20 protein-coding genes are annotated in these 20,947 nt (G+C 40.7%); 13 read left to right on the top strand and 7 right to left on the bottom strand.

The genetic code is table 11. The features are described from left to right. Window positions 1-316 precede the first annotated feature (316 nt). The 4 genes from NG55_RS15595 to NG55_RS15580 form a co-directional block, all read right to left on the bottom strand. Window positions 317-1,726, bottom strand: coding sequence for a short-chain fatty acid transporter (locus NG55_RS15595; RefSeq protein WP_065343746.1), 1,410 nt, complete (start codon window positions 1,724-1,726; stop codon window positions 317-319). Between the two features lie 132 nt (window positions 1,727-1,858). After that, window positions 1,859-2,500 carry a CoA transferase subunit B gene (locus NG55_RS15590; protein WP_016651056.1) on the bottom strand — a complete coding sequence of 214 codons (642 nt, stop codon included), beginning with the start codon at window positions 2,498-2,500 and terminating at the stop codon, window positions 1,859-1,861. A 2-nt stretch (window positions 2,501-2,502) separates the two neighbouring features. Next, a complete protein-coding gene (locus tag NG55_RS15585; protein ID WP_065343803.1) occupies window positions 2,503-3,207 on the bottom strand; it encodes a CoA transferase subunit A in 705 nt (234 codons plus the stop codon). Window positions 3,208-3,386: 179 nt separating this feature from the next. After that, the gene (locus NG55_RS15580; RefSeq protein ID WP_004803082.1) at window positions 3,387-4,271 is read right to left on the bottom strand and encodes a LysR family transcriptional regulator; all 885 of its coding nucleotides are present in this window, start codon (window positions 4,269-4,271) and stop codon (window positions 3,387-3,389) included. A gap of 506 nt (window positions 4,272-4,777) precedes the next feature. On the opposite strand from NG55_RS15580, the gene NG55_RS15575 reads away from it, so the two are divergent. After that, window positions 4,778-6,202, top strand: coding sequence for a GntP family permease (locus tag NG55_RS15575; RefSeq protein WP_065343745.1), 1,425 nt, complete (start codon window positions 4,778-4,780; stop codon window positions 6,200-6,202). Between the two features lie 72 nt (window positions 6,203-6,274). After that, the gene (locus tag NG55_RS15570; protein ID WP_065343744.1) at window positions 6,275-7,060 is read left to right on the top strand and encodes a 3-hydroxybutyrate dehydrogenase; all 786 of its coding nucleotides are present in this window, start codon (window positions 6,275-6,277) and stop codon (window positions 7,058-7,060) included. 53 nt (window positions 7,061-7,113) lie between these two features. On the opposite strand, the gene NG55_RS15565 is transcribed toward NG55_RS15570, so the two are convergent. Both NG55_RS15565 and NG55_RS15560 read right to left on the bottom strand, forming a co-directional pair. Beyond that, window positions 7,114-8,034: a DMT family transporter gene (locus NG55_RS15565; RefSeq protein WP_016541377.1), complete on the bottom strand. Its 921-nt coding sequence runs from the start codon at window positions 8,032-8,034 to the stop codon at window positions 7,114-7,116. A 26-nt stretch (window positions 8,035-8,060) separates the two neighbouring features. Then, entirely contained in the window at window positions 8,061-8,480 is a 420-nt protein-coding gene (locus NG55_RS15560; RefSeq protein WP_016660184.1) for an acyl-CoA thioesterase, read from the bottom strand. A gap of 290 nt (window positions 8,481-8,770) precedes the next feature. Here NG55_RS15560 and NG55_RS15555 point away from each other — a divergent pair, with 290 nt between their 5' ends. The 5 genes from NG55_RS15555 to NG55_RS15535 all read left to right on the top strand — a co-directional run bounded on the left by NG55_RS15555 (window position 8,771) and on the right by NG55_RS15535 (window position 12,199). After that, window positions 8,771-9,349, top strand: a complete 579-nt coding sequence (locus NG55_RS15555; protein WP_065343743.1) for a TetR/AcrR family transcriptional regulator — start codon at window positions 8,771-8,773, stop codon at window positions 9,347-9,349. A gap of 48 nt (window positions 9,350-9,397) precedes the next feature. Next, complete coding sequence (locus NG55_RS15550) at window positions 9,398-9,985, top strand: hypothetical protein (protein ID WP_065343742.1); 588 nt, start codon at window positions 9,398-9,400, stop codon at window positions 9,983-9,985. 103 nt (window positions 9,986-10,088) lie between these two features. After that, on the top strand, window positions 10,089-11,108 hold the full coding sequence (locus NG55_RS15545) for a molecular chaperone DnaJ (RefSeq protein WP_065343741.1): 1,020 nt from the start codon (window positions 10,089-10,091) through the stop codon (window positions 11,106-11,108). 123 nt (window positions 11,109-11,231) lie between these two features. After that, window positions 11,232-11,603, top strand: coding sequence for an endonuclease domain-containing protein (locus tag NG55_RS15540; RefSeq protein ID WP_016541373.1), 372 nt, complete (start codon window positions 11,232-11,234; stop codon window positions 11,601-11,603). 119 nt (window positions 11,604-11,722) lie between these two features. Then, window positions 11,723-12,199, top strand: a complete 477-nt coding sequence (locus NG55_RS15535; protein ID WP_065343740.1) for a hypothetical protein — start codon at window positions 11,723-11,725, stop codon at window positions 12,197-12,199. A 150-nt stretch (window positions 12,200-12,349) separates the two neighbouring features. On the opposite strand, the gene NG55_RS15530 is transcribed toward NG55_RS15535, so the two are convergent. Next, on the bottom strand, window positions 12,350-15,250 hold the full coding sequence (locus NG55_RS15530) for a valine--tRNA ligase (RefSeq protein ID WP_065343739.1): 2,901 nt from the start codon (window positions 15,248-15,250) through the stop codon (window positions 12,350-12,352). A 371-nt stretch (window positions 15,251-15,621) separates the two neighbouring features. On the opposite strand from NG55_RS15530, the gene NG55_RS15525 reads away from it, so the two are divergent. The 6 genes from NG55_RS15525 (at window position 15,622) to NG55_RS15500 (ending at window position 20,890) form a co-directional block, all read left to right on the top strand. Further along, entirely contained in the window at window positions 15,622-16,302 is a 681-nt protein-coding gene (locus tag NG55_RS15525; RefSeq protein WP_065343738.1) for a hypothetical protein, read from the top strand. 112 nt (window positions 16,303-16,414) lie between these two features. Next, window positions 16,415-17,077: a hypothetical protein gene (locus NG55_RS15520; RefSeq protein WP_065343737.1), complete on the top strand. Its 663-nt coding sequence runs from the start codon at window positions 16,415-16,417 to the stop codon at window positions 17,075-17,077. 13 nt (window positions 17,078-17,090) lie between these two features. After that, a complete protein-coding gene (locus tag NG55_RS15515; RefSeq protein WP_065343736.1) occupies window positions 17,091-17,897 on the top strand; it encodes an SDR family NAD(P)-dependent oxidoreductase in 807 nt (268 codons plus the stop codon). A 32-nt stretch (window positions 17,898-17,929) separates the two neighbouring features. Next, window positions 17,930-18,265, top strand: coding sequence for a hypothetical protein (locus NG55_RS15510; RefSeq protein ID WP_016541368.1), 336 nt, complete (start codon window positions 17,930-17,932; stop codon window positions 18,263-18,265). Window positions 18,266-18,322: 57 nt separating this feature from the next. Further along, window positions 18,323-19,033 carry a Dph6-related ATP pyrophosphatase gene (locus NG55_RS15505; protein ID WP_065343735.1) on the top strand — a complete coding sequence of 237 codons (711 nt, stop codon included), beginning with the start codon at window positions 18,323-18,325 and terminating at the stop codon, window positions 19,031-19,033. A 228-nt stretch (window positions 19,034-19,261) separates the two neighbouring features. Beyond that, window positions 19,262-20,890 carry an OFA family MFS transporter gene (locus NG55_RS15500; RefSeq protein ID WP_065343734.1) on the top strand — a complete coding sequence of 543 codons (1,629 nt, stop codon included), beginning with the start codon at window positions 19,262-19,264 and terminating at the stop codon, window positions 20,888-20,890. Window positions 20,891-20,947: the final 57 nt, after the last annotated feature.

Genomic DNA, 20,947 nt, shown 5'->3' with positions numbered 1-20,947 from the left:
ATGCAAATATTTGATTCGTTTTCTGCACCAAAATGGATTTAGTAAATCTAGAAACTCAAGTTGTATTGCAACAACTTAATTTGATGAAATATTTAAAGCAAAAAACGCACCAATTTAGAAGTTAAATTGTAATTTTGGTGAAAAGTGGTGCAATTTGCTTAAAAATAGCACGGTTTTGGACATTACTAAATAAAGCGAACCAGGTAAACGCGCATGAAGATCGGTCGATGATCTTTACTGTGCTAAGCAACAGAGATCACCACTTTTCATCTTCAAGAGTTTCAAGATAAAAAGTGGCGCTGACGGAACTGTGTAGTTACATAACTGGTGGGCTATATGTAAGAGTGCGTCCTAAAATCCAGAGTAAGAACAACACTAAAGGCAGATGGAACACCAATTGAGTCACAGTAAAACCGATCACGTCTTTGGCTTTGAGTTTTAAAATCCCGAGCATTGGCAGCATAAAGAAGGGATTGATCAGATTTGGTAAGGCTTCTGCCGCATTATAAATCTGCACCGACCAGCCTAAATGCACTTGTAAATCATTGGCTGCTTGCATCACATAAGGCGCTTCAATAATCCATTTACCACCGCCAGAAGGAACAAAGAAACCCAGTACTGCAGAGTAGATGCCCATCACAATTGCAAAGGTTTCTTTCGAGGCAATCGAAACAAAGAATTCAGCAATATAATGCGACAGCGATAAATCCTGACTATTCAGTGCTTGGGTCATGATAAAGGCGATACTGCCGTAGAGCGGGAACTGAATCAGAATCCCTGAGACCGCAGGCACCGCCTGACTCACTGCATTGAGGAAGTTTCGCGGAGTACGGTGTAGTGCAAGCCCCAGCATCAAGAACACAAAGTTATAGGTGTTAAGACTGGAGATGGCGATGATTGGATTGGTTTTAGAAAACTCGATGAACATCCAGATCAAGCCTAATGCCACCACGATAATGGTCAATAAGGGTGAGTTTTCCAACCAGTCGCCCGGTCGGGTCGATTTGACCTCAGTTTTTTCTTCTTCTTCAAAGTTTAGCTCAAAATCCTGCATGGTTTTGACATTGTCACCTTTCGGCGCAGACCAATAGGCAATCGCAATCGAGACAATCACTAAGATCAAGGTCATCAGCATGGATTGCCATAGGAAGATGGTTTCGGTAAATGGAATCACACCCGTGAGGTTATAGATGGATTCAGGCAAACTGGCTTTATTGGCCTGTAATTGTGCCGCAGACGAACTAATGCCCAGTGCCCAGGTTGCGCCCATACCAATAATTGCAGCGGCGGCAGCAGCACGGTAGTCCATCTGTAGCTCTTTACGCTTAGCCAGCGCAATTACCAATAACGCGGTCAAAATGGTACTGACTGCCCAATTGACCAATGAAATCAATAAGCTGACGGTGGCGACTAAGACAATCGCACTGCGTCCAGAGTGTGGAATCCGTGCCATTTTCTGAATCAGTTTTTTCACAGGTGCAGAAACAGAAACCACATAACCGACAATAATCAGCATGGTCATTTGTAAGGTGAAGGGGATTAAACTCCAGAAACCATTCCCGAAGGAGCTTGCGACATCTTGTACCGATGCACCAATCCCGATGGCAGCAAAGGAAACGATAATTACACCGAGCAGGGCAAAAATGTAGGAGTCAGGAAACCATTTTTCCGACCAGTTACTAATCCGCAGGGCAAACCGTTCTAACAAGGCAGGTTGTTTATTCATCTTGAGCATCCATTTTTAATTTTGTTGTACCTGATTCATTTGTCCTAAATGAATTTTTGCTGTTATGAAAACAGCGAAAAGTGATGCCATCACAGCATCACTTCAACGAGAAAAATAAAAGTGTGTGTAGAATTAAGCTTGGGCTTCAATCAACAGCTCAACACCTGTAGCCGCTTGAATTTGTTGTTCAGTCACATCAGGTGCTAACTCCACCAGTTTGATGCCTTCAGCAACAACATCCAAAACACCTAAATCGCTAATAATGCGATGTACGACTTTTTGACCTGTCAGTGGTAAGCTGCACTGTTTGACGATTTTGGCAGTCCCGTCTTTGGCATTGTGTTCCATCAACACCACCACACGTTGTACGCCTGCAACTAAGTCCATCGCGCCGCCCATGCCTTTGACCTTCTTGCCCGGAATCATCCAGTTGGCCAAGTCACCTTGCTCGGAGACTTCCATGGCACCCAAAATGGCAATGTTGACATGCCCGCCACGAATCATGGCAAAGGATTCACTGCTTGAGAAAAAGGCTGCACCTGCACGCGCGGTGACAGTTTGTTTGCCTGCATTGATTAAATCGGGATCAAGTTGTTGTTCAGTAGGAAACTCACCAATGCCGAGCAGACCATTTTCCGATTGTAGCCACACATCCATATCCTCTGGAATGTAATTGGCAACTAGGGTTGGTAGGCCAATTCCCAGATTGACGTAGAAACCATCTTGTAATTCTTGTGCGGCACGTTGTGCCATTTGTTCACGTGTCCATGCCATGATTATGCGTCCTGTGCTTTGAGGGTTTTTTGTTCGATCCGTTTTTCTGGCGTGGCATTCAGCACCACACGATTGACGTAAATCCCTGCTAAATGGATTTCATCTGGATCCAGTTCACCAATTTCTACAATCTGTTCAACTTCGACAATGGTCATTTTTCCAGCCATAGCACATTCAGGGTTAAAGTTTTGCGCGGTTTTACGGAATACCAGATTGCCGGCTTTATCCGCTTTATAGGCTTTGACCAAGGCCACATCCGCAGTGAGAGATAGTTCCAGAATATAGGTACGACCATTAAATTCGCGTTGTTCCTTACCTTCAGCCACCAAGGTACCTGCACCTGTTGCGGTATAAAAAGCAGGAATGCCTGCGCCGCCCGCGCGTAGTTTTTCAGCTAATGTACCTTGTGGGGTGAGTTCAACTTCGAGTTCGCCATTCAAATATTGGCGTTCAAATTCTTTATTTTCGCCCACATAAGAGGAGATCATTTTTTTAATTTGTCGGGTCTTGAGTAAGACACCCAAGCCAAAATCATCAATACCTGCATTATTAGAGATACAAGTCAGGCCTGTGACACCTGTTTCTTTCAGCGCCTGAATTAAGGCTTCAGGAATACCGCATAAGCCAAAACCGCCAACCGCAAAAGTCTGTTGATCTTGCACCACATCTTGCAGTGCCAATGCTGCGCTTGAATAGACTTTATTCATTTTTTTCACCTGTAAATTCCTTGGTTTCTAATAGTTTTAGCATTCAAGGATTATTTACAGAAGTTTAAATTTTTAAAGGATTAATGAGGGAAACTCATTAATACAATAAATTTCATCTATTTCACTCAACAGGGCACGATGATGGGGTGAATCTGTCTTGCTGTAGCAGCCGAAAGGGCTTAGCCAAAATCATGTTGCAGCAAGATCTCAATAAACTCGGCTGAGATATTGGAAAGCTCAAAGTCTTTTTTATAGACAATCCCAATCGCTTGCGGCAATTTGCCGTCCTCAATCTCAATCAAGACGTTATGTTCCTTGTCGATAAAATTTTGAAAATGACGGGGGATGGCACTGACGCCCATATCTAATGCCACAAAGCTGGAGAGGGAACTGATCTGGTGGCATTCGACTTTTAAATCTAATGTCAGATGGTTTTTAAGACAGTTTTCTTCAATCAGATGCCGAACAATCGAGGGATGTTGCAAGGTCACAAAGGGATTGGCACACAGTTGTTTCCAACTGATCGAATCCGCGCTTGCCAAAGGATGCGTTTTTGGTAAGAGCGCAAGGAAATCTTCCTCAAATAAGGGTTTAAATTCCAGTTGATCATTGCGTGGTGGTTCAAAGCAGATGCCAATTTCAAAAATACCATCCTGAACATTTTCCAGTACTTTTTCATTGGGAATGTCATGAATGGAAAAGCTGATATTGGGATGTTTGGCTAAAAAGCTATGAATCACTTGCGGTAAAATCGCATGGGTGACAAAGGGCATCGAAGCAATATTCAATGTGCCACGATTGAGTTTAAAACGTTGTTTAACGTCTTTTTCCATATCTTCCCAATTGGCCAGTAATTTCTTGGCATAGGGAATCAATGACTTTCCTTCCTGTGTCAGCTCAACCCGACGGGTATTACGTTTAAACAGCTTGCCACCCAGTTCTTCTTCCAGTGATTTGATACTTAGACTTAAAGCAGATTGACTGAGATGCAATTCAGCAGAGGCATTTGCATAATTCAGGGTACGGGTCAAAGCCAGAAATGCTTTGAGTTGCTTTAAAGTCATGGTGGACGACCTATGCGGAAAGTTTTTGATTTATATACTGTAATTTATAAAAAAAACAGCACATTGTGACTGGCATTTTTGTTAATTCGCTGATGAGAGGCAAGCCGTTTATTTTTTTGAAATACGATATGAGATTATTGATTTATTTTATCTCAATATCGAAAAATAGATTATTAAAATAATAAGCTAAATATACTTTGATGAGATTAATGAGTATTTTTGAATAGTTAATTTGTTTTATTAATCAATTAAATTATTTGGGTGTTATTTTTATATCTGTATGATTTTTATGATTAATTTAAATGGTGTATTTTGTTTTAATCGTCTTGTTTTTTATGATTTTAATGCTATTTTAAAATACGTTTTAGCATGCGTCTTTGCTTTAGATTCTGTACCGCAGTTCGCAGTATTTTAATTTTGTTTATGGTTAGGATAACCACCACATAGTATAAAAAAAATAATTTGGTTGACCCTGACATATATTCTTTGGAATGGAGTAAAAGAATATGTGGGACTTATTTGTCATTCTGCTGTCTTTAGGCTTGCTGATGTACACGGCCTATCGCGGTTTTTCCGTAATTTTGATGGCACCGTTATGTGCATTGCTGGCGGTTTTTCTGATTAATCCCGCCAATGTATTGCCGTTTTATTCGGGCGTTTTTATGCCGAAAATGGTTAATTTCATTAAAGACTATTTTCTGGTGTTCTTGCTGGGGGCGATCTTTGGCAAAGTGGTGGAAATGTCGGGTATTGCTGAGTCGATTGCCCGTACCATTGTCAATTTGATTGGCGCAAAAAAAGCCATTTTAACCGTAGTTTTACTGGGTGCCATTCTGACCTATAGCGGTGTTAGCTTATTTGTGGCGGTATTTGCGATTTATCCATTTGCCAATCAGTTGTTCCAACAGGCCAATATTCCAAAACGTTTGATTCCCGGCACCATTGCCCTAGGTGCATTTACATTCACCATGGATGCCTTGCCGGGCACACCACAAATTCAGAACGTGATTCCAACCACCTTCTTTGGTACCAATATCTATGCAGCACCGTTTTTGGGTGTAATTGGGGCGATCTTCGTCTTAAGCATGGGTCTACTGTATCTGGAATCACGCCGTAAAGCTGCTGCTCGTGCAGGTGAAGGTTATGCTGGTTTTGCTGCTGAAGATGCAGCCATGCAAACGACTGCTGATGTAGAGCTATCTCAGCAAAACAACGGTTCAGTGCTGCGTCAATGTATGGCCTTTGTTCCGTTGATTCTGGTTGCGGTGATGAACCGTTATCTATCCACAGCCATCAAAGAATGGTATCCGAATGGCTTTGATTTTAATGCAATTGGTTTAGCCAACTACACTGTTGATGTGGCAAAAACAGGGGCGATCTGGGCAGTCGGTTTGGCCTTGATTGTCGGCATTATTGCCGCGATTTTATTTGATTATCAACGCGTGGTAACTAACTTTAAAGAAGGTGTGAATGCCAGTATCAGTGGTTCATTATTGGCGGTGATGAATACTGCATCGGAGTATGGTTTTGGAGCGATTATTGCGGCCTTGCCAGGCTTTGCTTTGATTAGCCATGCATTGGGGACAACGTTTACCAATCCTTTGGTCAATGGTGCAGTGACCACGACAGTGCTGGCAGGGATTACAGGGTCTGCATCGGGTGGGATGAGTATTGCTTTGAGCGCGATGGCAGAAACCTACAATGCAGCGATTTTAGCAGCGGGTATCCCCCCTGAAGTGATGCATCGTGTGGTAGCAATGGCATCGGGCGGTATGGACACACTGCCGCATAATGGCGCAGTGATTACCTTACTTGCCGTGACAGGTTTAACCCATAAACAATCCTATAAAGATATTTTCGCAGTGACGATTATTAAAACCTTGGCGGTATTTGTGGTGATTGCTGCGTTTACATGGTTCGGTATTGTCTAAGGCAAATTTTAAATTCAGCTTGCCTGTTTTGACAGGTGAGCAATCAAAATGATTAAGAACAGGAGTAGCACAGTGACTCAACAACTCGAAGCCAAAGTGGCCTTTATTACTGGTTCGGCGAGTGGTATTGGTTTAGAAATCGCGAAAAAATTTGCGCAGGAAGGCGCCAAAGTAGTGATTTCTGATGTCAATGCAGAGAAATGCCAGCTAGCCGTGGAGCAGTTAAAACAGCAAGGTTTTGAAGCCTTATCTGCGCCTTGTGACGTAACTGATGAACAAGCTTATAAAGCGGCAATTGATTTGACTACACAAACCTTTGGGCGTTTGGATATCCTGATCAATAATGCGGGTTTTCAGCATGTCGCTGCGATTGAAGATTTCGCCACGGAGATTTATCAGAAACTGGTTCAGGTGATGCTGACTGGTTCATTTATCGGGATTAAACATGCGTTTCCAATTATGAAAGCGCAGCAATATGGTCGTATTATCAATATGTCTTCGATCAATGGCTTGATTGGTTTTGCGGGTAAGGCGGGATATAACAGTGCCAAACATGGCGTGATTGGTTTGACCAAAGTGGCGGCTTTGGAATGTGCGCGTGATGGCATTACTGTGAATGCATTATGTCCAGGTTATGTGGATACACCATTGGTGCGCGGGCAAATTGCAGATTTGGCGAAAACCCGCAATGTGAGTCTGGAAAGTGCCTTGGAAGATGTAATTTTAGCGATGGTGCCACAGAAGCGTTTACTGAGTGTTGAAGAAATTGCCGACTATGCCATTTTCCTTGCCAGTCACAAAGGCGCAGGAATCACAGGGCAGGCGGTGGTGATGGATGGTGGTTATACTGCACAGTAAGGACAACACTCCCTCTCACTTGAGGGGGAGGTAGCAAGATTTTTTGTCTATATTTATAATCTATTTATTTTCTTATCTTTGAAAAGTTGGAATATATTTTTCCACTGACTTGCTTTGAATATTGTGATAAGTATACCAATGGTTATGATGAATAATCCTGATATAGAAGTTAAGGATATCGTTTCTTTTAGTATTACTGCTGAAATTAGAGTGGATAGAATAGGAACTAAGGCTGCAAAAACAGATCCTGTAGTTGATCCAAGTAAAATTACAGATTTACTGTAAAAAAATAGTGCGATGATAGAAACGAAAAACCCTTGATAAATAATTTGAGGGATTAAAGTGGATAAAGGGTTGGAAAATATTTCTATTCCTTTGATGTATAAATAAAATGGTGTATATAAAATCATTGAAAAGAAGCATACCAGCGCAGTTGCATACATGGCTGAGTTAAAATAATACCGAGATGCAATCGTATAGGTTGCCCATAAAAATCCTCCAATAATAAAAAGAAAGTGTGAAAATATATATGAGCTATTAAATGTTGAATATACTGAAAATAGAACTCCAATCATGATGGTGATGATACCTAGACTTTCATTTTTATGAGATTTTATTTTTAATATCATTGTACTTAATAAAAGAGAGAATAAGATCATACAGGCTGGAGTCATAATTGAAAACTGTTCGACAGGTGCATATTTGAGTCCAAAGGAAATTATAAGCATATATGGAACACCTAAGCCAACAGTTATCATTAGAAGCCCTTTTATTGGGGTTTTCATATTTTTATTCATGAGCAAGTAAGGAATGACTAATATTCCTGAAACAAAAAAACGTATAAAAGTAATCTCAAAGGGATCTAAGTTTGATTTTGAAACCCCAAATCTGGTCATGACTGGAAAAGCTGCCCATATTAAAGCTGCTAAGCTTCCGTAGATAATACCTAACCAAGATTCATTTGTTTTTGTCATTTTTAACATCCTTGTTTATTTGATGTTTAACTTTCTCTTAAGTATTTATTTAATTCTTGGATGTCCATATTTGTTAACGGCGATGGTTGACGGTTTGATTTGTTTATTTGAACGATTACGGTTTCTGCTGCTGCGCATTGTTTTTCAGCTTGGTAAATAACTTGTTCAAAAATAATGGAGCTCGTACCTATTTTTTTTATAGCAGTTTTCGTTTCTATGTAGCCTGGCCATAAAATTTCACTTATAAATTGTATGGTTAAGTTTGCTATTACAAATTCAGTTTCATTTGATTGATTTATTATTTTTTGGTTGTATAAAATCTCTACACGTCCTGTTTCTAGAAATGTTGAGAATAAAGCATTGTTAATATGGCCTTGTCTATCAGTATCTGAATATCTTAATTTATCCATTGTCACTAGGGGATAAGATTTTGATTTTATATTCATTGTATTGTCCTTAACCAAATTATAACCAAGGATAATTAATACTCTTGATTATATTTTTGAGTTGATATTAAAAATATGAAAAACTGATAAGAGTTGCTATTTGTTTTCATATACAATCATCCTCATAGCGGAATGTGTTAATTTTGGTTTTTCAATGTCATACAACACTCTTTTAGTTAATTGACAAATTGAAAAACTATTATTTTCTAATCTTTTAATTACGATAATTGTGAGTTATCTTTGACAGTCTTGTCAATTTTGACAGGGTTGTCAAGTATAAGGAGTGTAACTTGTCTGGAGTAAGGCAGTTTGATGAGGCATTTATCCTCCCATTAGTCTTGGATATCTTTTGGAGAAATGGCTGGCAAGCAACTTCATTAGTTGAGATTGCGAAGGAAACAGGTGTCCAACGAGGATCTTTGTATAATGCGTATGGAGGAAAAGATGAGCTTTTTCTTCAAGCATATGAAATTTATTGTAAAAATTTTTTAAATAATATTGATTTGGCAATGAAAGGAGATTCATTACAGGAGGTTTTAACCAATTTTTTCAGCGCAGCATTGGCTAATATGTCTAAGGGCACTCCTGCAAAAGGATGTCTGACCACTAAAATGTTAGTAGATATAAATCTAACAAGTGAACGTATACAGCAGCGCTTAAGAGATTTCATGAATGAACTTCGATTGGCATTAGAGGTTAAATTATCTGACCCAAAATGGAAGGATTCATTGATTTTAGAAGTTGGTCAAACAGCAGATGTTTTAATCACATATACGAGGGGTATTGCTGTGATGGAAAGAGCTTATAAAGATCCCACTTTCCTTCAGAATACATGTGATGCTTTTGTTCAAATTTTAGTAAAAAAATAAATATTCTTGGTTAGAATGAATCAGCCTTTAATTCTAATATGACTTGATATGAACAATAAATTCGCCAACTTTTGCCTGTTATCTTTGTGTTTAATTCAAATAAACCAAGCTCAAGCAACGTCATTCAAGACCTATCAATCTGAGCCCTTGCATTGTGGTGAAGCGACTTTTCAAGTGATTTCATCCTGTTTTGATCCCGATGAAGGCGCATTGAGAGGAAGTGGAGGCGTTATGCGTGAATCTTGTCAATCGAGTCATTTGCTGGTGAACTGGAAAGGCCAGCAAAAGCGGATTGATTTTCCAATTGCAACCGCAGCACAAACGCAGCAATTAAAAAGTAAAGGCTATACGTTGCAAAAAGTGATTCGCCAAGGGGATTGGTCACCGCAAAGTTTGGCCTGTGGTCAGGTCAAAGGCATTGCGGGATATTTTGTTGTGGTCAATCAAGCAACTACCAATGATTTGAATCAAGAATACTTGGGCAAAGGCTCTCTGAGTGAAGAGCCAGTGTTACTGAATTTGAATGGCACTATGACCAGTGATGCAGTTAGACAAAAAATCTATCCCTTGCTGAAACAAGATAAAGTTAAAATCACCAAAGTGGTTTCAGCCAATGCCTTATTTGGCGATGAGTAAAGCTTAATTAAACGACTCGTTTGTCCAAACACGATATTGAGAGCGTTTGCTGCCTTTATCGGCTGATTATTGCTACACTTTTTAATTTTTAGGCAGATGCGTTATGTCTTTTGATCTTAAAGTCAGTTTAAAGCAAAGGGCTGAACCTTCCTCACAGCAGAAAAAGCTGAATCGCCTGATTGATCAAATAGAACAGCAAAAAATCAGCCTTACTACATGGCAGAATGCGCAAGCCGAGATTCAACAGCATACGCGGCAAAAGCTGATGCCTGTGTATAGCGAGCTGCATGAAATCCTGTTTCAGCAGTTGGATCAGCTTTGGACGCTATTACAACAGCATGAATTTTCCAAAGCGGAAATGCAGCAACTGGATGAAAAAATTGCCCAGCTTGCACAGTTGTTAAAGCGTTCCAAGATATTGAAGGATGAACAGTTAAAACTGGTCAAGCAGATCGATACGTTTTATCAGCAACATGCCCAGCAATTGGTTAAAAAGAATAAAAAATTACAGTCAGTCAAGTTTGAATCTGATGAGGGGGATGAGCAAAGAGCAGAATTAGATCAAGATGACTTTGAGCAATATGCTGCCGAGCAGCAACAGGCCCGTGAACAAGCCAAGCAACTTAGACAACAACAGAAACGTGAACAAGCTGAGCAGATGACAGCGCAATCGTTGAAAACGGTGTATTTAAAAATTGCTGCCATGATTCATCCTGATCGTGAGCCAGACGAAACAAAAAAAGAAGAAAAAACTGAGTTGTTCCAACAGGCAAGTCAGGCTTATGAACAGCAGGATTTATTTTATTTACTCAAACTTCAATTACAGCTAGAACAGAATAAGGGTGTAGGCGCTAAAGAGTTATCAGCAGAGCAAGTGAAGTTTTATAAATTGGCTTTGGATGCACAGAGTCAGCAGCTCGACAGTCAAATTGAAGAGATTCTGGATTCTTTTCAGTTGGCGAAAAAAGTAAAAGCTGAGCATCTGCATATTGGTGATGTGTATAAAGCCATAGATGCGGATTGTGCTGAGTTAAAGCAGCAGTTAAAGTGGGAAAAAGAGCGTTTAAAACATATGAAAAGGGTGAGTGGAGTGGAAATGTTGTTGGGTCATGGGGTGCTTTGATTTTCCCTCACCCCAACCCTCTCCCTGAGGGAGAGGGAGTAGCAATGGATTTTATAGTGGTATGTAATTAGATGATATTCCCTCTCCTTTTAGGAGAGGGCTAGGGAGAGGTGATAACATAAAATGAAACTAGACCCACAGTTATTAGAATTCGCTAAAGCCATGCGCAGTAATGCGACAGATGCAGAACACCTGATGTGGCAACTACTTCGTGCTAAACGTTTTATGAATCTTAAATTTCGCAGACAGCATGTGATTGCACCCTATATTGTAGATTTTTACTGCCATGAGTTGTGTTTGGTCGTTGAACTGGATGGTAGTCAGCATGGGACTGAGGATGGGCGGGCTTATGATGCTGAACGAACCAAGTTTTTAGAGGCTTTGGATTTAAAAGTAGAACGGTATTGGAATCATGAGATTTTAAAAAATACTGAGAGAGTTTTGGATGATTTATGGAATAAATGTTGTGCGCTTTCTAATAAGACCTCTCCCTAACCCTCTCCTAAAAGTAGAGGGAAAATTGATATATCGAATCTGTGTTAGAAAATTTGCTACTTTCAGCGTGAATAGAATCAAGCAACATAGTAATATTAGAGTTATTTGGATTTTAAAGAATGGACAATAATCCAGTAATTTTTTTAAATATTAATAATGAAGAAAAACTTTATTCTTTTAATTTTGAAAATAAAGAATTAGAGAGATCAAATATCTCTAGAACCAAGCGTGCAGCGAATGGATATGGTTTTTTTATTGAAGTAGATAAACAGAAAAAATTAGTAGCAATTTTGGGTTGCGAAGAGTTTATTTTTTTTCTATTCGATAGAAAGTTGTATCGTTTAGATGATGAGCGCTTAACAGTAATTCAACAAGATGGGTTTCTAAGAAATACTTTTCAACTGTTTGTTGGTAAGGAAAAAGAAATTGATATCCGTTATAAGCAAATATGGGATATTGATAATGACATCTTCTTGGATGTAAAAGATTGGTTGGACATAAAACCTAGAGAGATGAGGCTTTTTAAGTTGAGTGAATATGCATGTTTTCTTAAAGAAACAGATATACAAAAAAGAACCGATATTAAAGGATATTAGGAGTCCTATATTTAAATTCTTATAGAACTTTCTTTGTCATCTACATGAATAGGCTCTTGGACAATTTTTAGATCCCTTAGCAATTTATTTATTAATTTTATGCATTCAAAAAAACCCCTCAATTGAGGGGTTTTTTATTTAAATTACCGCTTAAAGCGCAGCAATTTGCTCCATACTTTGCTTAATTTTCACTAACTGATCAGCAAATTCAGCCAATTTCACTTTTTCACCTTCAACAACCGCTGCTGGTGCTTTCGCTACGAAACCTTCATTCGAAAGTTTATTGGCAATTTGATCATGTTGCTTCTGAACTTTATCCAAGTCCTTCTGCAAACGACCCAATTCAGCTTTAGGATCAATCAAACCTTTCATTGGTACAAATACCGATGCATGGCTAACAACGCTAGAGCAAGACAACGGTGGTTCTTGCTCATTGCTCAAGAACTCAATGCTTTCAACTTTCGCCAATGCTTTGAATAAAGCTTCAATACGGATGATTTGCTCACGCTCAGCATCAGAAATGTTCTTAAGTAATACAGGCAATAAACGCGCATTCCCTAAGCCCATTTCACCACGAATATTACGTACTGCACCAATCAAGCCTTGTAACCACTGCATATCTGCTTCAGCTTGATCATTCACCTTGGCTTGATCAGGAACAGGGTATTGCGCAGTCATAATCGTTGCACCGCCTTTGCCTAACATCGGCGCAAGCGTTTGCCAGATTTCTTCTGTCAAATACGGCATCAAAGGATGTGCCAAACGTAAAGATGCTTCCATCACCGCAAGTAATACACGGCGAACTTCTGCTTTACGCTCTTCTGATACATTGGCATCGTTCAGAACGGGTTTGGTTAACTCAACATACCAGTCACAGTATTCATTCCAGATAAAGTCATATATCGCTTGCGCAGCAAGGTCTAAACGATATGTCGCGAATGCTTGATGTACCGCAGCTTCTGCTTTTTGCAGACGGCTCATGATCCATTTTTCTGGAAGTTCCCACAGCTCAGGACGCGCTTCTTGAGCAACGGTTTGACCTTCAACATTCATCAATACGAAACGGGTTGCGTTCCAGATCTTGTTGGCAAAGTTACGGTAACCTTCAACACGCTTCATGTCGAACTTAATGTCACGACCCGTGTTCGCCAATGCACAGAACGTGAAACGAACTGCGTCAGTACCGTAAGCTTGAATGCCTTCTGGGAATTCTTTACGCGTTGATTTTTCAATCTTCGCTGCTTGTTTCGGGTTCATCAGACCTGTAGTACGTTTTTGTACCAAAGTCTCAAGGTCAACACCATCAATCAAGTCAAGAGGGTCAAGTACGTTACCCTTAGACTTCGACATTTTTTGACCTTCGCCATCACGGACTAGACCATGCACATAAACCGTTTTAAACGGGACTTGTGGCGTACCATCTTCATTCTTCATGAAGTGCATCGTAAACATGATCATACGAGCAACCCAGAAGAAGATGATGTCAAAACCCGTTACCAATACATCAGTCGGGTGGAACGTATTGAGGAAATAGTTTTCCGCATCTTTCTTGGCATCGCCCGTCCAACCTAAAGTTGAGAAGGTCCAAAGTGCAGAAGAGAACCATGTATCCAGTACATCTTCATCTTGGTTTAACGCAACATCAGCAGGGATGTTGTTTTTGGCACGAACTTCCGCTTCGTCACGACCGACATAGATGTTGCCTTCAGCATCGTACCAAGCTGGAATACGGTGACCCCACCAAAGCTGACGCGAGATACACCAGTCTTGGATATTGTTCATCCACGCCATGTACATGTTGCTGTACTGCTCAGGAACAAACTTGATACGACCATCTTGAACCGCTTCAATCGCAGGTTGAGCCAATGGCGCAATTTTTACATACCATTGGTCTGTCAATAATGGCTCAACGATCACACCTGAACGGTCACCACGAGGTGGTTTAAGCGTATAAGGTTGGATTTGATCTAACCAGCCTTCAGCTTCGGCTTGTTCAACCAGTTTTTTACGTGCTTCAAAACGCTCTAAACCAATATAGTCCGCAGGGGCAGGGATGGTTTTAGAAATTTGTTCGCCTGCTTTGGCAATGTATTCAAACTCAGCCAATACTTCTGCATTTTTATTGAAGATATTGATGATTGGCAATTCACAACGCTTACCGACTTCATAGTCGTTAAAGTCGTGCGCAGGGGTGATTTTCACACAGCCTGTACCAAATTCTTTATCTACATATTCGTCTTTAACGATTGGAACAGCACGACCTGTAATTGGCAGGATAATGTTCTGACCCACAAGGTGTGTATAGCGTTCATCATCCAGTGCCACAGCAACCGCAGTATCACCTAACAAGGTTTCAGGACGAGTGGTAGCGACCACAATATGGTCTTTACCATCATGGGTACGTAGGTTTTTATCTTCAAAGAAATATTTGAAGTGCCACAATGAACCTGCTTCTTCTTTATCTGATTCAACTTCTAAATCTGACAGCGCAGTTTGTAGTTTCGGGTCCCAGTTGACGAGACGTTTACCACGGTAGATCAAGCCATCTTCATGCAGTTTAACGAAGACTTCTTTGACTGCATTGGATAAACCTTCATCCATAGTGAAGCGTTCGCGCGACCAGTCTACAGAAGAACCTAGGCGACGGATCTGACGGGTGATGGTATCGCCTGATTGCTCTTTCCATTCCCAAATTTTTTCGATGAATTTTTCACGACCTAAGTCATGGCGGCTGACACCTTGCGCACCCAATTGACGCTCGACCACCATCTGCGTTGCAATCCCCGCATGGTCAGTCCCAGGTTGCCATAAGGTATTTTTACCCATCATACGGTTGTAACGCGTCAGTGCATCCATGATGGCATTGTTAAAGCCATGTCCCATGTGCAAGCTACCCGTGACGTTCGGTGGCGGAATCATGATACAGAATGATTCACCTTGACCTGAGGGTTTGAAATAACCTTGTTGTTCCCAGATTTGATACCATTTCTTTTCGATCTCGGTTGGATCGTAAGTGGTTGCAATATTTTGAGCAGATTGAGCGTCAGTCATAGTACAGAAGATTAAAATTGAATAAAAAATTAGATCTATTGTAGCAAAAAATCCTCGTTTCTGTAGGCATTTCAGCCTGACCTGATGTGAATGATAAATGCCGCTTAAATAATGGCTAAATCGGTGTTTCTTGAGCTTTTATAGATTAGGTGTTTAGTACATCTTCATAAAGTGGTTTTTATTAGAGCGAATCGACTACTCAATTACGATAACATCTTTATACACTTCAATTTTTTCTAAAAAAGCCGATGAAAGGCGTTGGATTTTCATACAAATAGGGTTAGATTTGTGGAGTGCATCACATAACTTAAAAATATTGATGCTTAAAACAACAATATAAGAATGCGAAAAACTAAAAAGGGATGCTGCTCATGACTTATTCAATCTTGTTGAAAATTAATGACGTCACACATGGACAATTTGAGACCATTCGCCAGCAATTGAACGCGGGCACTCATGAAAGCCAATCTCGTATCTTGGGTGAGGTGTTATCCGAAATTGCCTGTGAAATTGTCGAGCAAGTGTTTGCGGTTTTACTGATTCAAAGCCATCAACCGACACAACTCACCCAAAAAAACACCGTTGAATCTGAAAAAGTGATTCAACAGATTATTGCTGCTGTGCGTAAATATATGCCGTGGTCGATTGCCTTATTTGGCAATGAGCGTCTTTGTCCCTTTGCCAATTATTTTTCCAATATGATCAAGTATCACGATGAGCAGGTGTATGTGTCTTATCCGATTGATCGACAACTGGTACAGCAGGCACATGGTTTGGTCACGCAACTCAAGAATAATGAAATCAGTGATATGGTCGATGTATTCCAAACCTTGATCCAAATCGTGGATTTGGGGGTAACCAATTTGATTCGTGAACCGAAAAAATGTCTCAATTTTAATGCTGTGGTGGATAAAACTTTAAATGGGGTGATCAATATGACTGCACATTTAAGTTATAAGCGTTTAGAGAAAATGGGTAATCAAGTGGATAGCAATGCCGCAACGGATTGTGTCAATCATTTTTTAGCATTTATGCATGTCGATACTGAATAGAGTGTGCTAAATTCGGCGTGTACAACGCCAAAAATGATAGAAAAATTGATCTGATGAAAGGGCTTGTTGATCAAGCTCTTTTTTATGCGATCCAAAAACTAGGGTTATTAAAATGAACACCGCCGTTTTTTTAAATATTCATGCGGATACTTATGCACGTTTTGCACATATTCGGACGCAATTATTGCAAGGAAGTAAAGAAAGTCAGGCCAATGCTTTAGGCAGTGTATTGTCGGAAATGGCATGTGAAGTGATTGAACAAGTGTTTATGGTACTGCTCCAAGAGAATCAGCAATATTCGCAAACAGGTGAATCAGAAAAAGTCATTCAGCAAATTTTAGATGCGATTCGTAAATATATGCCGTGGTCGATCTCATTTTTTGGCAATGATCGTTTAATCCCTTTGGTGGAATATCTCTCCAAGACCCTACAGATTGAAGATGAACAGGTGTATATGACCTATCCTGTTGAACAACTGTTGGCACAGCAAGTCAGAACCTCTAGTCTGAAATTGGCTGAAGGCGATAGTCGCGAAATTCCAAGTGCCTTAAAATTATTAACAGAAGTGATTGATGTTGGGGTAACTCATTTAATCCGTGAGCCGAAAAAATGTCTCAAGTTTAATTTTGTGGTGGATAAAACGCTGAATGGGGTCATTAATATGACCACACATTTGGGCTATAAGCGTTTAGAAAAACTGGGTGCGCAAATTGATCAGCAAGTCGCAGCAACCTATGTCGATTATTTCCTTAAATTTATGCGCCAGCAAGCATAGGTAGGACAGAGAAATGGCAAAACTCAAAACACTTGAAAATAAAGTGGTCTGGATTACAGGGGCTTCTTCTGGTTTAGGTAAAGCTTTAGCCCGTGAATGTGCCTTACAAGGGGCACAAGTGGTGCTCACTTCACGTCGTTATGATGAATTAGAAGCGGTACGGGTTGGACTACTCAAGCCAGAACAGCATCTTTCGATTGCTGCCGACATTACCGATGAAGCCCAAGTCCGCTACGCGCATGATCAGGTTTTGGCCTGTAAAGGGCGGATTGATTGGTTGATCAATAATGCCGGTTTGAGTCAACGTGCTTTAATTCAGGACACCACCATGCACACTGAACGTGCCATTATGGAGGTGGACTATTTCTCGCAAGTGTTCTTTACCAAAACCGTATTACCGACCTTGCTACAACAAAAGTCGGGTCGTGTGGTGTTTGTTTCCAGTGTAGCAGGCTTATTGGGGACACAGTATCGTGCCACTTACTCTGCCGCAAAAGCAGCAATTCATATGTGGGCTAACAGTCTGCGTGCCGAAGTTGCACCAGCAGGGGTTGAGGTGTCAGTGGTGTTCCCAGGTTTTGTGAAAACCAATGTATCATTCAATGCTTTAAATGGTGAAGGTAAGCCCCAAGGGCATCAGGATGAAGCCATTGAAAATGGTCTAGATGCTGATGTATTTGCGGAACGGGTGGTGGAATCCTTAATGGCAGGCGAGCAATATATTGTCGTTGGCGGGAAAAAAGAGCAATTGGGTGTGTTGGTCTCTCGATTGTCACCCAACTTGTTGTATAAGATGATTCGCAAAATGAAAGTGAAATGATTGTGAATATTGTGGTTTTAAAAGACGTGTAGGTGGAAGATAGTCAAAATTTATCTCAGCCATCTTCGAGCCATCACGTATCGATTCCATTGATTGTCAGTTATTTGTTACTTGCTTTGCCTGCCAGCTTCTTCATTGCTGGACTTGTGGCTCAGTTATTGACCGTCACGATTTCCCATTTTGAAGGCGCTAATGGCTATGCATGGATGGGAGTCTTTATGTTGGCTGTTCCATCGATCTTTTTATCTTGTCTGATTGCTTTGCCGATCATGATTAAAAAAGTGCCTCACATTTTATCTACGACTGTCTGGATATTCGGGGGTTTAACTTTTTTTTTGGTTTTATATCTCACCAGTGTTCTCAACTAGACTGAAGTAATTGAAAATAGAGTGGATTCTAGATGCTCTGTGGAATGGTGTAATCGAATGACAATCAATAACCGCAAAAAAGCCGTTTTTAATTGGAGCGGCGGCAAAGACTCATCCTTAGCATTGTATAAAGTCTTACAGCAGGACGAGTTCGAGGTGATTGCTTTATTAACTACAGTGAATGAAGAAACCGAGTTGTCTTCGATGCATGCCATTCCACATAGGCTGCTTGAAAAGCAGGCTGAAAGTATTGGCATTCCACTTTATCCAGTGTTTTTGCCCAAAAATCTGCCTATCTATGAACAGCGTATGTTGGATGCAGCCCATCATTTTAAGGCACAGGGGGTTGAGCACTTTATCTTTGGTGATATCTATCTCAGTGATGTGCGTCAATATCGGGAAGATCGTTTACAGCCTTTAGGCATCGAAGTGGTTGAGCCAATCTGGAACCTGAACTCGACTGAAGTCATGCAAGATTTTTTGGATTCAGGGATTCAAACCAAAATTATTGTGACCGATGCCAGCAAGCTCGATGAGTCGTTTATTGGTCAAGATATCGATGCAGCTTTGCTTGAGCGAATGCCAAGTGAAGTTGATGTCTGTGGTGAAAATGGGGAGTACCATACCTTTGCTTATGCAGGTGGGTTATTTAAGTTCCCTGTTGAATTTGAGATTGCTGAAACGCGGCAAATGTCTTATGAGTTTAAGTTAGAGAATGGGGAAGAACAAACCTATCATTATTGGCAAGCCATCTTTGCCGACTCCTAAGCAAAAATCCTGTGCTTGACACAGGATTTTTTTAAAAATCATTAAACCCGTTATTTACTTTTTATTAAAAAAAGCTACTTGATAAAAACAAGCTATTTTTTGCACAATCATTCGGTCTTCACTGAAAAATAAGCATAATACAAAGCTCTGGCATAAGCGTGAATCGCTGCCTAGATCCAAATGAATAATACTAACCTCTCTTTAGCAGTGAAGGCATGGAGATTGTACATGGAAAGACGACTTTCACTTCTGGCCAAGGAACGCACGATTGCCCATTCTGGTTATAACCGTTGGCTATTGCCTCCTGCCGCCTTAGCGATTCATCTCAGCATTGGTATGGCATATGGCTTTTCTGTGTTTTGGTTGCCATTATCCAAAGCATTGGGAATTGATGCGCCAATCGAATGTAAAAACATAGGTCTGCTTGAGCAGTTGTTCACTACAACCTGTGACTGGAGTGTGTCTACATTAAGTATTATGTACACGCTGTTTTTTGTCTTTTTAGGTTCATCCGCATTTTTGTTTGGGGGTTGGCTTGAACATGCAGGGCCGCGAAAGGCAGGCGTGGTTGCGGCATTTTGCTGGGCAAGTGGTTTGATCTTATCTGCGCTGGGTGTTTATACACATCAGTTGTGGTTATTGTGGTTAGGAGGTGGAATAGGGGGCATCGGGCTTGGGCTTGGCTATATTTCACCTGTATCTACCCTGATTAAATGGTTTCCAGACCGTCGGGGTTTAGCAACAGGTCTTGCCATTATGGGCTTTGGTGGAGGCGCCATGATTGGTGCGCCATTGGCAGATAAGTTAATGAAGCTCTTTGCAACGGATACCTCTGTGGGTGTCTGGCAAACGTTTTTGGTACTGGCTGCCGTTTATTTTATTTTCATGATTGGCGGTGCCTTTGGTTACCGCATTCCGCCTTCAAATTGGAAACCGAGTGGCTGGCAACCGACAGTAACGCAGGCGACAGGTCTTATGACCAATCGTCACGTGCATTTAAATAAGGCATGGAAAACCAAGCAGTTCTGGTTGATTTGGGGTGTACTTTGTTTAAACGTATCTGCTGGTATAGGTATTTTAGCAATGGCTTCGCCGTTGTTACAGGAAGTATTTGGCGGACGTCTCATCGGCTTAGATGTGGGAATTAATGAATTAAATGCGGACCAAAAAATGCAGATTGCAACTTTTGCAGCAGGCTTCACGGGTTTACTGTCCTTATTTAATATTGCTGGGCGCTTCTTCTGGGCATCGACATCGGACTTTATTGGTCGTAAAAACACATATTTTATTTTTCTCGCCTTGGGTTTCTTGTTATATGTCTCGATTCCACACTTGGCACAGGCCGAAAATTTGCCATTATTCGTTTTAGCCTTCTGTGTCATCCTGTCGATGTATGGTGGTGGTTTTGCCACTGTGCCTGCTTATTTGGCTGATATTTTCGGTACCCAAATGGTTGGGGCTATTCATGGGCGTTTGCTTACCGCATGGTCTGTCGCAGGCGTATTTGGAACCTTATTGATTACCAATATTCGAGATTATCAACTGGCACATGGCATAGCTCAAGCGCAATCTTATGACACGACGATGTATATTTTGGCAGCTATGTTAGCGATTGGATTTGTACTCAATTTAATGGTCAAACCAGTTGATGAAGATCAATACATGACAGAGGCTGAATTGGCTGCTGAAAAGGCTTTGGCACATGAGAAATTACCGCAAGATTTAAGCCTAAATCATGATGTAGCACATGCGCCATCCAAGACGATTACCGTGGTACTTGCTTGGTTGGTGGTGGGGCTTCCTTTACTGGCAGGGATTTGGTTTACTTTGCAAAAGGCGATTGTTTTATTTCATTAACTTTAAAATCTAAGCTAGAAAAAATGCCTCATGATTCGAGGCATTTTTTATTTTATT

This window comes from Acinetobacter gyllenbergii, from assembly GCF_001682515.1.
In the GTDB taxonomy this organism is placed as follows: domain Bacteria; phylum Pseudomonadota; class Gammaproteobacteria; order Pseudomonadales; family Moraxellaceae; genus Acinetobacter; species Acinetobacter gyllenbergii.
The sequence above is the reverse complement of the archived record's forward strand: the minus strand, read 5'-3'. Positions and strand labels throughout refer to the sequence as shown.

Coding starts and splice junctions, on each gene's coding strand:
- NG55_RS15595 (WP_065343746.1), bottom strand. CDS start 1,726: ATGAATAAACAACCTGCCTTGTTAGAACGGTTTGCCCTGCGGATTAGT.
- NG55_RS15590 (WP_016651056.1), bottom strand. CDS start 2,500: ATGGCATGGACACGTGAACAAATGGCACAACGTGCCGCACAAGAATTA.
- NG55_RS15585 (WP_065343803.1), bottom strand. CDS start 3,207: ATGAATAAAGTCTATTCAAGCGCAGCATTGGCACTGCAAGATGTGGTG.
- NG55_RS15580 (WP_004803082.1), bottom strand. CDS start 4,271: ATGACTTTAAAGCAACTCAAAGCATTTCTGGCTTTGACCCGTACCCTG.
- NG55_RS15575 (WP_065343745.1), top strand. CDS start 4,778: ATGTGGGACTTATTTGTCATTCTGCTGTCTTTAGGCTTGCTGATGTAC.
- NG55_RS15565 (WP_016541377.1), bottom strand. CDS start 8,034: ATGACAAAAACAAATGAATCTTGGTTAGGTATTATCTACGGAAGCTTA.
- NG55_RS15560 (WP_016660184.1), bottom strand. CDS start 8,480: ATGAATATAAAATCAAAATCTTATCCCCTAGTGACAATGGATAAATTA.
- NG55_RS15550 (WP_065343742.1), top strand. CDS start 9,398: ATGAACAATAAATTCGCCAACTTTTGCCTGTTATCTTTGTGTTTAATT.
- NG55_RS15545 (WP_065343741.1), top strand. CDS start 10,089: ATGTCTTTTGATCTTAAAGTCAGTTTAAAGCAAAGGGCTGAACCTTCC.
- NG55_RS15540 (WP_016541373.1), top strand. CDS start 11,232: ATGAAACTAGACCCACAGTTATTAGAATTCGCTAAAGCCATGCGCAGT.
- NG55_RS15535 (WP_065343740.1), top strand. CDS start 11,723: ATGGACAATAATCCAGTAATTTTTTTAAATATTAATAATGAAGAAAAA.
- NG55_RS15530 (WP_065343739.1), bottom strand. CDS start 15,250: ATGACTGACGCTCAATCTGCTCAAAATATTGCAACCACTTACGATCCA.
- NG55_RS15525 (WP_065343738.1), top strand. CDS start 15,622: ATGACTTATTCAATCTTGTTGAAAATTAATGACGTCACACATGGACAA.
- NG55_RS15520 (WP_065343737.1), top strand. CDS start 16,415: ATGAACACCGCCGTTTTTTTAAATATTCATGCGGATACTTATGCACGT.
- NG55_RS15515 (WP_065343736.1), top strand. CDS start 17,091: ATGGCAAAACTCAAAACACTTGAAAATAAAGTGGTCTGGATTACAGGG.
- NG55_RS15505 (WP_065343735.1), top strand. CDS start 18,323: ATGACAATCAATAACCGCAAAAAAGCCGTTTTTAATTGGAGCGGCGGC.
- NG55_RS15500 (WP_065343734.1), top strand. CDS start 19,262: ATGGAAAGACGACTTTCACTTCTGGCCAAGGAACGCACGATTGCCCAT.